Source organism: Nonomuraea sp. NPDC049625 (assembly GCF_040675285.1).
Lineage (GTDB): Bacteria > Actinomycetota > Actinomycetes > Streptosporangiales > Streptosporangiaceae > Nonomuraea > Nonomuraea angiospora_A.
In genome coordinates this window covers 405,327-417,510 of record NZ_JBFAOQ010000003.1, presented here as the reverse complement: position 1 = coordinate 417,510, position 12,184 = coordinate 405,327, and the positions used below count along the sequence as shown (strand labels likewise).

The 12,184-nt window shown below is 71.8% G+C and carries 11 protein-coding genes; 8 read left to right on the top strand and 3 right to left on the bottom strand.

All coding sequences use genetic code 11. The features are described 5' to 3' along the window. Nucleotides 1-7: 7 nt before the first annotated feature. From AB0J87_RS15385 to AB0J87_RS15370, 4 genes are read left to right on the top strand one after another with little or no spacing between them, the layout of a single operon-like run. The gene (locus AB0J87_RS15385; protein WP_350722563.1) at nucleotides 8-1,249 is read left to right on the top strand and encodes an extracellular solute-binding protein; all 1,242 of its coding nucleotides are present in this window, start codon (nucleotides 8-10) and stop codon (nucleotides 1,247-1,249) included. Nucleotides 1,250-1,280: 31 nt separating this feature from the next. Continuing rightward, nucleotides 1,281-2,147, top strand: a complete 867-nt coding sequence (locus AB0J87_RS15380; protein WP_350722561.1) for a sugar ABC transporter permease — start codon at nucleotides 1,281-1,283, stop codon at nucleotides 2,145-2,147. Next, a complete protein-coding gene (locus AB0J87_RS15375; RefSeq protein WP_350722559.1) occupies nucleotides 2,144-3,010 on the top strand; it encodes a carbohydrate ABC transporter permease in 867 nt (288 codons plus the stop codon). Before AB0J87_RS15380 ends, AB0J87_RS15375 begins: the two co-directional genes overlap by 4 nt. Nucleotides 3,011-3,020: 10 nt before the next feature. Then, a complete protein-coding gene (locus tag AB0J87_RS15370) occupies nucleotides 3,021-3,917 on the top strand; it encodes a dihydrodipicolinate synthase family protein (protein WP_363965678.1) in 897 nt (298 codons plus the stop codon). Here AB0J87_RS15370 and AB0J87_RS15365 read toward each other — a convergent pair. Genes AB0J87_RS15365 through AB0J87_RS15355 form a run of 3 tightly spaced genes read right to left on the bottom strand, consistent with a single transcriptional unit; the run spans nucleotide 3,914 to nucleotide 7,436 of the window. Next, on the bottom strand, nucleotides 3,914-5,863 hold the full coding sequence (locus AB0J87_RS15365) for a hypothetical protein (RefSeq protein WP_363965676.1): 1,950 nt from the start codon (nucleotides 5,861-5,863) through the stop codon (nucleotides 3,914-3,916). The two genes, AB0J87_RS15370 and AB0J87_RS15365, sit on opposite strands and share 4 nt — an antisense overlap. 44 nt (nucleotides 5,864-5,907) lie before the next feature. Continuing rightward, nucleotides 5,908-6,636 (bottom strand): amidohydrolase family protein, encoded by a 729-nt coding sequence (locus tag AB0J87_RS15360; protein WP_363965674.1) that lies wholly within the window; start codon nucleotides 6,634-6,636, stop codon nucleotides 5,908-5,910. Then, on the bottom strand, nucleotides 6,633-7,436 hold the full coding sequence (locus AB0J87_RS15355) for an amidohydrolase family protein (RefSeq protein ID WP_363965672.1): 804 nt from the start codon (nucleotides 7,434-7,436) through the stop codon (nucleotides 6,633-6,635). The genes AB0J87_RS15360 and AB0J87_RS15355 overlap by 4 nt, the downstream gene beginning before the upstream one ends. 85 nt (nucleotides 7,437-7,521) lie before the next feature. Between AB0J87_RS15355 and AB0J87_RS15350 the strand changes: the two genes are divergently transcribed. The 4 genes from AB0J87_RS15350 to AB0J87_RS15335 are packed head-to-tail and all read left to right on the top strand — an operon-like array spanning nucleotide 7,522 to nucleotide 12,148. Next, complete coding sequence (locus tag AB0J87_RS15350) at nucleotides 7,522-9,501, top strand: hypothetical protein (protein ID WP_363965670.1); 1,980 nt, start codon at nucleotides 7,522-7,524, stop codon at nucleotides 9,499-9,501. 19 nt (nucleotides 9,502-9,520) lie between these two features. Next, complete coding sequence (locus AB0J87_RS15345) at nucleotides 9,521-10,210, top strand: amidohydrolase family protein (protein WP_363965668.1); 690 nt, start codon at nucleotides 9,521-9,523, stop codon at nucleotides 10,208-10,210. Further along, nucleotides 10,207-10,920 carry an amidohydrolase family protein gene (locus AB0J87_RS15340; protein ID WP_363965666.1) on the top strand — a complete coding sequence of 238 codons (714 nt, stop codon included), beginning with the start codon at nucleotides 10,207-10,209 and terminating at the stop codon, nucleotides 10,918-10,920. Before AB0J87_RS15345 ends, AB0J87_RS15340 begins: the two co-directional genes overlap by 4 nt. A gap of 52 nt (nucleotides 10,921-10,972) precedes the next feature. After that, on the top strand, nucleotides 10,973-12,148 hold the full coding sequence (locus AB0J87_RS15335; RefSeq protein WP_363965664.1) for a DegT/DnrJ/EryC1/StrS family aminotransferase: 1,176 nt from the start codon (nucleotides 10,973-10,975) through the stop codon (nucleotides 12,146-12,148). Nucleotides 12,149-12,184: the final 36 nt, after the last annotated feature.

Genomic DNA, 12,184 nt, shown 5'->3' with positions numbered 1-12,184 from the left:
GCCGCCGATGAAGAAGGCAGCGGCAGTCGGCCTCGCGGCCGCCCTGAGCCTCGCGGCCGCCGGGTGCGGATCCAGCAGCGGCTCGGACAAGAGCACCGTGACCCTGTGGATGTATCCCGTCATCGGAGACCAGGCCAAGGCCCAGGCGTTCTGGGGCAAGGTGGAGAAGGACTTCGAGACCGCCAACCCCACGATCGACATCAAGATCGACCAGCAGCCCTGGGAGGGCCGCCAGGAGAAGGTCACCACCGCACTGGTCTCGAAGAAGGGCTTCGACCTGGTGGTGCTCGGTCCCGACCAGATCCCCCAGTACGCCCAGCAGGGCACGGTCGAGGCGGTGGACGACATCGTCGCCCCGGCGAAGTCCTCCTACCTGCCCAACTCCCTGGCCGCCCTCACCGTCAACGGCAAGCTGTACGGCGTGCCGATCTACCAGACGATCACCGCGCCCATCTACAACAAGAAGCTGTTCGCCGACGCGGGCGTCGAGAAGGTGCCGGAGACGCTGGCGGAGCTGAAGGAGGCCGCGCCCAAGCTGGCCGCCAAGAAGGTCGCCGTACTGGACTACCCGGGCAAGCCCGACGTCAGCCTCAACCAGAGCTTCTACCCGATCCTGTGGGCCAACGGCGGCACGGTCTTCTCCGCCGACGGCAAGAGCGTCGCCTTCAACGGCCAGGAGGGCGTGGCCAGCCTGCAGTTCCTGCTCGACCTGAAGGCCGTGGGCGGCCTGCCGGAGAACACCGCGAGCAAGGCCAACGACATCGAGGGCGGCCCGCTGGCCGCCGGCAAGACCGCCATGTACCACGCGGCCACCGCGGGCATGGCCGACCAGCTCGGCGCCGCCATCGGCGCCGACAACGTCGGCATCGGCCTGCCGCTCGAAGGGACCAAGCGGGTCGCGTTCGGCATCCCCGGCGCCCTGGTGCTGGCCAAGCACTCCGAGAGCAAGGACGCCGCCAAGAAGTTCGCCACCTACCTGGCCTCGCCCGAGGTGTCCGGCGGGCTGGCCAAGGAGTCGGGCTTCTTCCCCGCCCGCACGGACGTGACCGTGCCCGACCAGTCGGCGGCCTCCAAGGAGTTCGCCAAGTCCCTGCAGTACGCCTTCCCCGGCGACACCCACCCCAAGGCCCGCCAGGTCATGGGCGTGCTCGCGCCGCACATCCAGGCGGCGCTGCTCGGCAAGGAGGACGCCAAGACCGCGCTCGACGCGGCCGCCAAGGAGGCCAACCAGCTGCTCGGCACCGGCTGACCCCCGCACACCGCCAGAAAGGAAACACCCGGTGCGTCAACGCCTGCGTGACCCGGTCACCGGCCTGCTGTTCGTGCTGCCCGTGCTCGTGCTGTTCCTGATCTTCCGGATCTTCCCGTCGCTCGGCGCGGCGGGGATGAGCCTGACGAACTGGAACATCGGCGGCGACTGGGAATTCATCGGCACGGACAACTACGCCCGGCTGCTCGACGACGTGAACTTCTGGTTGAGCCTGCGGGTCACGCTCGTGTACGTGGCGATCTACGTGCCGCTCACGCTGCTCGTGGCGCTCGGCACGGCGCTGCTGCTCAACCAGGTGGTCTTCATGCGCGGGCTGTTCCGCGGCATGCTGTTCCTGCCGTACGTGACCAGCTTCGTACTGGCGGGCATCATCTGGCGCTGGATCTACGAGTTCGACGGGCTGATCAACGGCCTGCTGGCCAAGGCGGACCTCGGCCCGGTGGCGTTCCTGGAGCAGTCGGCCGTGATCCTGCCCGCGCTGGCCGTCGTGTCGGTGTGGAAGGGGTTCGGCTACTCGATGCTGATCCTGCTGGCCGGGTTGAAGTCGATCCCGTCCTCCTACCTGGAGGCGGCCACGGTGGACGGGGCGAGCGCGTGGCAGCGGTTCCGCAGGATCACGCTGCCGCTGCTCAAGCCCACGATCTTCTTCGTCGTGGTGATCGAGACGATCAGCGCCTTCCAGACGTTCGACACCGTGTACGTGATGACGGGCGGCGGCCCGGCCCGGGCCACCTACACGCTCATCTTCGGCATCTACGACCACGGCTTCCGATCGTTCGACTTCGGCTACGCCGCCACGTGGGGCATGGTGCTGTTCGCGATCGTGCTGATCGTGTCGCTGGTCCAGCGCCGCTTCCTGGATCGGGGGAACACATGACGATCACCGCGTCCCGGCCCGTCACCGAGGTGCGGACGGCCCGCGCGGCCCGCCGCCGGTGGTGGCGGGGCAAGTGGCCGCTGGCCGCCCTGCTCGCGGTGCTGTCCGTGCTGACCGTGAGCCCGTTCGTGGCGATGTTCATCGTGGCGCTCTCGCCGGCGGGCCGGCCGACCGTGCCGGCCCGGTGGCCGGACTCGCTCACGCTCGACAACATCGCGCGGGTGCTGGAGTCGTCGGGGTTCGTCACGTGGACGATCAACTCGCTGATCTACGCCGTGGTCTCCGTGGTGATCATCCTGCTCACCTCGTCCATGGCCGGGTACGCGTTCGCCAAGAAGCGCTTCCCCGGCCGCGAGGCCATGTTCTGGACGTTCCTCGCCACCATGATGGTGCCGTTCCAGGCCACGCTCATCCCGACGTTCGTGCTGGTCAACAGCCTGGACGGGGTGGACACGTTCTGGGGCCTGATCGTGCCGACGCTGGCGAACTCGCAGGCCGTCTTCCTGATGCGGCAGTTCATCCTGGGGCTGCCGGACGAGCTGTTCGACGCGGCCAAGGTCGACGGGGCCTCCGAGTGGCGGGTCTACTGGACGATCGTGGTGCCGCTGACCAGGCCGATCCTGGCGACGCTCGGCGTGTTCGTGTTCCTGTGGCACTGGAACGACTTCCTGTGGCCGCTGGTCGTCGGCCAGAGCGACGCCACCCGTACGCTGACCGTCGGGCTGACCACGCTGCGGACCGAGGAGCTGCAGCTGTCGGTGCTCATGTCCTCGGCGGCCGTGTCGGTGGTGCCGTGCCTGCTGGTGTTCTTCCTGCTGCAGCGGTACCTGGTCAACAGCATCGCGATGACCGGCCTGAAATAGGGTCGTGCGGGTGGACATCGCTGTACGAAACCTTCGTGACCGGCTCCGCGGCGCGCTGATCCCCGCCGCGGCCACCCCCATGACCCCATCCGGCGAGGTGGACCTCGACCTGGTCTCCCGCTACCTCGCCGGTCTGGTGGCCGACGGCGCCACCGGCCTGGCCGTGCTCGCCCACACGGGCCGCGGCCCGTACCTCGCCCCCGACGTCCGCGCCGCCGTGATCGAGCGCGCGGTCGCCTGCGCCGGTAAAGGGGGCGTCCCGGTGCTGGCCGGCGTGGGCGGCGGGGCGGAGGACCCGGCGGCGCAGGCGCGGGTGGCGGCCGAGCTGGGCGCGGACGGCGTGCTCGTCTTCCCGTCGGACGGTGACCGGGTGGCGCTGCACGAGGAGGTGTGGCGGGCGGCCCGGCTGCCGATGATCGCGTTCGACCTCTACACGCGCCCGTGCCCGGCCGGAACGCTGCGCGAGCTGCTGGCGCATCCCGGCGTGGCGGGGCTGAAGACGGCGCTGCTGTCGGACGCGATGGGCTGCCAGCGCGCCATCGCGCTGGCCAGGGAGGCGGACCGGCTGGCGATCACGGGGGAGGACCGCATGTTCGGCCCGTCCCTGCTGTGGGGGGCCGAGGCGGCCCTGGTCGGCATCGCCGCGGCGAGCGTCGGGGTGACCGCCGCGGTCCTGGAGGCGTTCGCGGGCAAGGACCTGCGCGCGTTCGAGGAGGCGTCCGGGCGGCTGGACCGGCTGGCGCAGGTCACGTTCACCGAGCCCATGGAGGGCTACGTGCAGCGCATGCTCTGGCTGGCCGCCGCCGAGGGCCGGGTGCCCGAGACGCATTCCCACGACCCGTACGGCCCGCCCCTCCCGGCGGAGGAGCGGGCCGTGATCGTGGCGATGAGCCAGGCGGCTCATTAGCGGCCGGCGATGGCCACCCGGACGAGGTTGCGGGCGCGCACCGCGTACAGGGCCCGGCGGGAGGGGTCGAGGGCCAGCTTGGGCTCGCCGCCGAACCACTGCCCGGCCAGCCCGTCCACGATGGCCTTCGACGTGAACGCGACCAGGTCGATCTTGTAGATCGAGCCGCCGTCCGTGCAGTACGCCACCCGGCCGGTGACGAACAGCTCGCCGCCCTTCGTCCCGACCTTGATCGTCCTGGTGACCTTCCTGCTCCGCAGGTCGAACTCGAACACCTCGCCCGTGCTCGCCATCCCGTACAGGGTGCCGTTCCTGCCGAGGGCGAGCGAGGAGATCATGCGGGCCCCGGGGATCGGCTCCAGCTGCCAGAGCAGCTTGCGCGTGCGCAGGTCGAACGCGGCCAGGCGGGCGGTCGTCGTGACCGGCGGCAGGCCGAGGCCCTCCTGGATGAGGGTGCCCAGGTAGGCGACGCCGTGCCGGGCGACGACCGAGTAGACGGTCTGGCGCTCGACCACCGGCCGGTAGGTCTCGTACGTGCCCTTCCGGGGCGAGTAGAGGGAGAGCGCGCCGTTCATGTGGCCGGGCTCCGGCTGGGTGGGCATCACGATCAGGCCCGTCGTGGCGTCGTAGGCGAGGTCGCGCGGGCGGTCCTGCTGGTTGCCGGTGCGGGCGATCAGGTCGGCCTCGGTCTTCCCGGGGCGGTGCGCATAGAGGGCCGCCTGGGTGTAGATGCCCAGGTACGTGGTGTCGCCGACGGTGAGCAGCGTCTTCGGCTCGCCCGAGATGCCCAGCCGGGTCACCTTGCCGGTCGCCAGGTCGTGGACGTCGGCGCCGCCCTTGCCGCCGACGTAGACGCGCCGGCCGTCGGAGTGCACGGACATCGGCTCCTCGGGTGCCGCCTTGAAGCCGCGCTGGACGAGGTTGACGTAGTCGAGCGAGCCGGTCGCCGGGTCGTAGACGAAGACCGCGCTGTCCTGGATGCCGTAGATCCGGCCCTCGTGGGCCAGGATGCGGTGGGTCAGGGCCTCGAAGTAGGGGACGCCGAGCACCTCCAGCTTCTCCGTGGCCAGGTGGTAGCGGTAGAACGTGCCGGAGGGGCGGCCGGCGAAGTAGACGTACCCGTCGTGGATCAGGACTGCGACGATGTACTTCTCGCCGGCCGCGGTGGCCTTGACGACCTTGTAGTTCTGCGGCGCGGCCTTCTCCAGGACGAGCAGCTCGCCCAGCGAGTTCATGCCGCCGGCCAGGTGGGTCTCCGACATGCCCATGCTGGAGACCCAGTCGCGGTCGGCCACGGCGGCTGGCAGGAGCTCGCGCTTCTCGCCGGTCCTGCGGTCGATCGCGATCAGGTGCGCGTTGGCGCCGATCCCGGCGTACACGTACGTGTCGTCGGCCTGGATGCTGCGGACGTACGCCTCGCCGGGGGCGGGCTGGCCCAGGTCGCGGCTGGTGCCGGTGGCCGGGTCGTACTCCCAGACGCGGCCGGGCTCCGACGTGCCCAGGTAGACCTTGCCGTCGGGGGAGGAGGCCATGGTCCAGATGTAGTGGTCGGGGTATTCGGCGACCTTGGTGACCTGGCCGGCGATCGTGTCGATCTTGTACAGGTCGGATCTCGCGTGGGTGCCGACGTAGACGTCGGTGCCGACCTTGCACATCGCCCAGATGCCCACGCCGGTCGGGATGTCGAAATGGGTCGTGACCGAATCCTGGCCGAGGTCGAACGCGCCGACCACGTTGGGCGACAGGCCGCGCGAGCCGGCGTAGAGCACGCCGCCGACGAACTCGCCGTTGCCCAGCGGGCTGGCGACGCTCGCCGGCCCCAGGTCGGTGAGGGTGCCCTCGGGCTGGGCTTTCTGGTGGGTCGCGGCGCGGGCCGGCGTGGTCGTGAACGTGGCGGCCGCCGTGGTCGCGGCGGCCGCCTGGAGGAAACGACGGCGGGGGATCATGCGCGGGCTCCCTAGGTGAAGTTTGGGCCGCACGCTATAACGGGCTAGGCCGTAATGTCCAGAGCGAAGAGCTCCGCGGCGTTGCGCCAGGCGATCCGCTCGGCGGTCCCACCGGCGAGCCCCGCCGCCGCGACCGCTCCGAACGCCGACGAGGGGTCGATCAGCGTCGCGTCGGTGCCGAACAGCAGCTGCGCCGGGTCCACGGCCGCCACCACCTCCGCGATGCGGCCGGCGGGGAAGTGCGACCAGCAGGGCTCCAGGTAGAGGCGGTCGCAGGCGTTCGCGGCCTCGACGGCGTACCGGAACCCGTCGGCTCCCATGTGCCCGGCGATCACCCGCAGGTCCGGGATGTCCGCGCAGACCTCCGCCAGGGCCAGCACGGACGTGCCCCAGGTGTGCACGAGCGCGGCCCGCCCCGTCGCGGCCACCAGCGTGAGCGCCTCGCGGAGCTGCGCGGAGCCGACCGGCGAGCCCGTGTAGTCGGTGTGGATCTTGACGCCGACGAACCGGCCGCCCGGCAGGTACGCCGCCAGGTCCGCCTCCGCCTCGCGCAGCCGGCGCGGGTTGACCGTGACGTAGCCGAGCAGGCGGTCCTGCGTCTCCAGGTAGGAGGCGAGGGCTCGGTTGCCGGCGGCGGCGTCGTAGATGACGGCCTCGGTGGCGGAGACGATCGCGCGGTCGATGCCGTAGCGGTCCATGGTGGCGAGGTTGGCCTCGGCCACGTCCATGGTGAAGAACCACGGGCCCCAGTGGGCGTGCACGTCGATGATCATGACTGTGGCCTCCTCAGGAGCCGTTCCGCGTTGCCGCCCGCCACGGCGGCGATCTCCTCCGGCTTCAGCCCGCTGGTGGCCAGGCGCAGGAGGGGCACGAGCGGCTCGTAGTGGGGGGCGCGCGAGCCGTACAGGAGGCGGTCGGCGCCGAGTTCGGCGGCGGCGAGCTCCAGCGCGTCGGGGGAGTTGAGCAGGCGGGTGGAGGTGTGGAAGCCGGGCTCGTCCGCGGCGGCCACCAGGAAGTCGCCCAGGTGGTAGAAGTGCGTGTCGAGGAAGACCACGGTGGCCCCGAGCCCCGCGAAGGGCTGCCAGAACCTGCGCACGTCGCCGCCGGTGAGCACCACCAGACCGAGCCGCGCGGCCCGGCGCGCGACGTGCCTGACGGACGGGAAGCCCGCCTCGACGCCCTGCTCGTCGGGGAACAGCCGGACGGCCCGGACGCCTCCGGCGGCCAGCCGCTCCAGCTCGCGCGCGGCGCCGATCGGGTCGCGCAGGTCCACGGCTCCGACGGGGACGACCTCCGGGGCCGCCCGCGCGATCAGTTCGTCCTTGCCGGACCGCACGTCGATCAGCTCGTCGTTGCCCGAGCGCACGTCGAACAGCGCGGCCCGCAGGCTCGCCACCGCCGCGGCCCTGATCCGGTGCTCGCCCAGCAGCCGCAACACCTGGTCCGGGGCGCCGGGCGGGCCGTCGCGGTCGGGGTAGGCCCCGAACAGCACGTCCACGTCCAGCGCCACCTCCAGCCCGCCGACCAGGCGCCACGCGTCGAACGGAATACCGGACCCATCCTCAATCGCCATGCCGCACATCATGCCATTGACGAACTGTGCTTATAAAGTTACGGTCTGGCCCATAATTGCTCAGCAATGAACGCGAGGTGCGCCCATGCTCCGATCCCTCCTGGTAATTCTGTCGGCGCTCTTACCCGCGCTCCTCACCGGCCCGGTCGCGCGGGCGGCGACGGCCTGTGACACCCCGGCCGTGGAGCGATTCGGCCCTGCGTCGGTCACCGGCGCCATCGTGGGCGCCTCCGTGCTCGACGGGCACGCCTACGTGGTGACCCGCGGCCTGAAGCCTCCCGTGCTGGCCGACATCGACCTCGCCACCCGCAAGGTCGTCAGGAGCGTCACCCTGCCCGACGGCCCGGCCACCGGTGAGCCCGAGGGCGCCTGGGCCACGGCCGTGTCCGGTGGCAAGATCTACGTCGGCACCTACCCGGTGCCCGACCTCTACAGCTTCGACCCGGCCACGGGCGCCGTGGAGCGGCTGGCGTCGTTCGGGAAGAACGGCGGCTTCGTCTGGAGCCTCGCCGCCGCGCCCGACGGCACCCTCTACGTGGGCACCTACCCGGACGGCCGGGTCCGCGAGTACGTGCCGGGCACGGGCGCGGTGCGCGACTTCGGCGTGCTGGTCCAGGGAGAGCGGTACGTGCGCGCGGTCGCCGCCGACGCCACCTACGTGTACGCGGGGCTGCTCGACAAGGGCCGGCTCGTCCGGATCACCAGGGCGGACGGCACGGTGAAGGAGCTGGCCGCCGCCCCGACCGGCATCGGCGCCGTCTCCGTGCACGGCGACCGGGTGCTGGCCGCCGCCGGAGACACGCTGATCGACATCCGCTCGGACGGCACGGACGAGCGCCGGGCGACCCTGACCGGCGGCACGATCGACATGCTGACCGTGGCGGGCTCCACGTCCGGCGACGACACCGTCTACGCCACCTCCCGGCCCGACGGCGCCGTCCACCGCTACCGCGCGGGCGACACCGCCTTCACCAAGGTCGCCGAAGCGCCGTCGCCGGGCGACGAGACCAGGCGGATCCAGCAGCTCGACGACAACACCCTGCTCGGCTTCTCGGGCAGCGGCGGCATGTGGTGGCTGGACCTGCGCACCGGCAAGTCCGAGTTCGTCGACCTCATCGACGCCGGCCTGCCCAGCGGCCCGGAGCGGCCGCAGAGCATGCTCGTCGTGCCCAACCGCGCCGTCTACATCGGCGGCCACTTCTCCATGGAGGTACGCGACCTGCGCACGGGCGAGAAGCGCAGGTTCCGGATGCCCGGCGAGCCGAAGGACCTCGTGCGGAAGGGCAACAAGATCTACGCCGCCATCTACCCGAGCGGGCAGATCGTCTCCGTCGACCTGCGTACGGACCGCGTGCGCAGCGTCGGCTACCTGGGACACGGCCAGCAGCGCCCCTGGGACATCGAGTACGACCCCGCCACCGACAAGCTCGTGGTCGCCAGCGCCCCGCTCGGCGCCAAGCTGAACGGCGCCCTGTCCGTGATCGACACCCGCACCGGCCGCATCGACGTCTACGAGGGCGTCATCCCCGACCAGAGCCTCATGAGCCTGTCGGTCGATCCCCGGGGCGGCGTCGTCTACCTGGGCGGCGACGTGCTCGGCGGGGGCGGTACCCCGCCGGTGAAGACGTCCGCGTCCGTGGCCGCCTTCGACCTGCGCGCCCGCAAGGTGCTCTGGCAGGTGGACCCGATCCCGGGGCACCGCACGTTCCAGGACATCAAGGTGCACGACGGGCTGCTGTACGGCGTCTACAAGCGCGACTCGGGCACCTGGATCGCCATGGACCTGGCCACCAAGGCAGTGGTGCGGCAGGGCAAGCTCTCCGGGTACGGCGAGCTGACCGTCCACCGGGGCAGGGTGTTCGCGTCCACGTTCTTCGGCGGCGGGAACGCGTACGAGCTGGGCGCCGAGGCCAAGCTGCTGGCCACCGGGCTCGGCGACGAGTGGTACACCAACCCGCAGCTGCACTTCGAGCCCGGCTCCTGGCGGGCCTGGGGGCTCGTGGGCCGCGACCTGGCCAGGATCCGGCTCGATCCGCGCTGCCCGTCCTTGACCGTCACTCCGTAATCTCTGCTAGTTTCGGTCTGTGCCGAAATATGTGATCGATGCCCACCGGCTCATCGGTCCCGTGCCGTTCGACGACCTGCCGACGGACCCTCGGGACGAGATGGACCGGCTGGGCATCGGCCTGGCCTGCGTCACCCACACGCTCAGCCTCTACTCCGACCCGAAGGCGGGCAACGAGGCGCTGCTCGCGCTCGACGACTCACGGCTCATCCCCGTCCCCGTCGTGGTGCCGGGGGCCGGGGAGCCGGACGGGCCGGACGAGGTGGCGGCATGGGGCGTACGGATGATCAGGCTCTGCCCCGAACGCCACCGCTTCGACCTCACGGGACCGTGGGCCCTGCGGTGGCTGGCCGAGATCGGCCTGCCCGTCGCGATCGACCTCGACGAGACCTCGCCCGCCCAGCTCCGCCACCTCGCCGAGCGCCTGCCCAAGCTGCCCGTGCTCGTCCTCAATCCCGGCTACCGCCGGTTGCGCGCGCTGGCGGAGCTGATGTCCGAGGCGCCGAACGTGCGGGCCGAGATCGGCACCGTCAACACCCAGGGCGGCGTCGAGTGGCTGGCGGCGCTGTTCGGGGCGGGGCGGCTGGTGTTCGGCACGGGCGCGCCGGTGTCCGACGACTGCGGTCCCCGCTTCCTGCTCGACCACCTCGACCTGCCCCAGAAGGACATCGAGCGGATCGCCGCCGGGACGCTGGAGGAGCTGCTGTGATCCTCGACGCCCACGGCCACGTCGGCACCTGGCCCGACTTCCTCATCCCCCATCCCACCGCCGAACACCTCGTGGCCGCGATGGACCGGATCGGCGTCACCGCGATGGGCATCAGCCACCTGCTCGCCGTCGGTCCCGACGCCGTGCGCGGCAACGAGCTGGCCATGGAGATCGCCGGGCGTTTCCCCGGCCGGTTCGGGGTGTGGCAGGTCTACAACCCGCACCACCGCACCCCGCTCGCCCGCGACGGCGTGTGGGGGGTAAAGCTCCACCCCGACGTGCACCAGTGCCGCCTGGACGACCCCCTGTACGAGCCGGTCTGGCGGCTCGGCCTGCCGGTCCTGGCGCACGGCCAGACGGACTCGCCCTGGAGCGACCCCGCCCAGTTCGCCGCCGTCGCGGTCCGGCATCCGCACGTTCCGCTGATCATGGGGCACACCGGGCTCTGGGCGTACGGGTTCGGGCGCGCGGCCCGTCTCGTGGCCGACCTGCCGAACGTCTACCTGGAGACGTGCGGATCGAAGATGACCGGCCGGTGGATCGCCCGGCTGGCCGCCCTGACGGGGGCCGAACGGGTGCTGTTCGGCTCGGACGCCTGCTTCCTCGACCTGCGCACCGGCTACGGCCGCGTCGCCCTGGCCCCGCTCACCGACACCGACCGCGCCCTCATCCAGGGTGCCAACCTGGCCCGCCTGCTCGGCCACTCGTGAAGGCCCGCCCGTGAAGGGCTTGCCCGTGAGGTCCACTCGTGAAGGTCCACTCGTGAAGGGACGTCTCCCCGTGACGCTCGCCATCCACGGCGGCACTCCTGTCCGCTCGGCCCCCTGGCCCGCCTGGCCGCCGCCCCTCGACCCCGCGCAGCGCGAGCTCGTCACCAAGGTGCTCGAGAGCGGCCTGTGGGGAGCCACGCAGGGCGGTTCCGTGGTGGCGGACCTGACCGGCGCGTTCGCCCGCCGCTCCGGCGTCCCGTACGGCGTCGCCGTGGGCAACGCCACGCTGGGCCTGTTCGCCGCGCTGCGCGGCCTCGGCGTGGGCAGGGGGGACGAGGTGATCGTCCCGGCGTACACGTTCGTGGCCTCGGCCACCGCCGTGCTGCTGGCCGGCGCCGTCCCCGTCGTCGCCGACGTGGACCCGGTGGACCTGCACCTGTCCCCGCGAGCCGTGCAGGACGCCGTGACCGGCAGGACCGCGGCGATCATGCCCGTGCACCTGGCGGGCAGCCCCGCTGACATGGACCCGCTCAACGACCTGGCCGCCCGGCACGGCCTCGCGGTCGTCGAGGACGCCGCCCAGGCGCACGGCGCCACGTACCGGGACCGTCCCGTGGGCGGTCTGGGCGACGCGGGGGTCTACAGCTTCCAGGCGAGCAAGGCGATGACCGCCGGCGAGGGCGGCCTGATCGTCTGCCGCGACCAGGCCGTGCACGACCGCGTCTGGTCGGCCTGCAACGTCGGCCGCGCGCCCGGCGGCCGCTGGTACGGCCACCCGTCCGTCGGCTGGAACCTGCGCCTCACCGAGATCCAGGCGGCGCTCCTGCTGCCCTGGCTGGACCGCCTCGACGAGGAGATCGACCGCAGGAACGCCTTCTGCGCCGCCCTGGAGCGCGAGCTGGCCCACGTTCCCGAGGTGACCGTGGTGCCGCCGCCGGAGGGCACGACCCGCGACTCGCGCCACCTGCTCATGCTGCGCCTCGACGCCGGGGTGGACCGGGAGTTCGTGCTGGCCGCCATGGCCGCGGAGGGGGTGCCGCTCGACGCCGGCTACCCGCCGCTCGGCACGATGGAGGCCCTCACCGCCGAGGGCACCCGCGTCGAGCCGTGCCCGGGTGCCGAGGAGGCCGCCAGGACCGTGGTGTGGGTACGCCAGGCCATGCTCATGGACGCCCCCGAGGCGGCCGGCGACGTCGCCGAGGCCCTCGCGAAGGTGCTCGCCAATTAGTTCCTTGGCCGTAATTCGTCATTGACGGCGAAACCA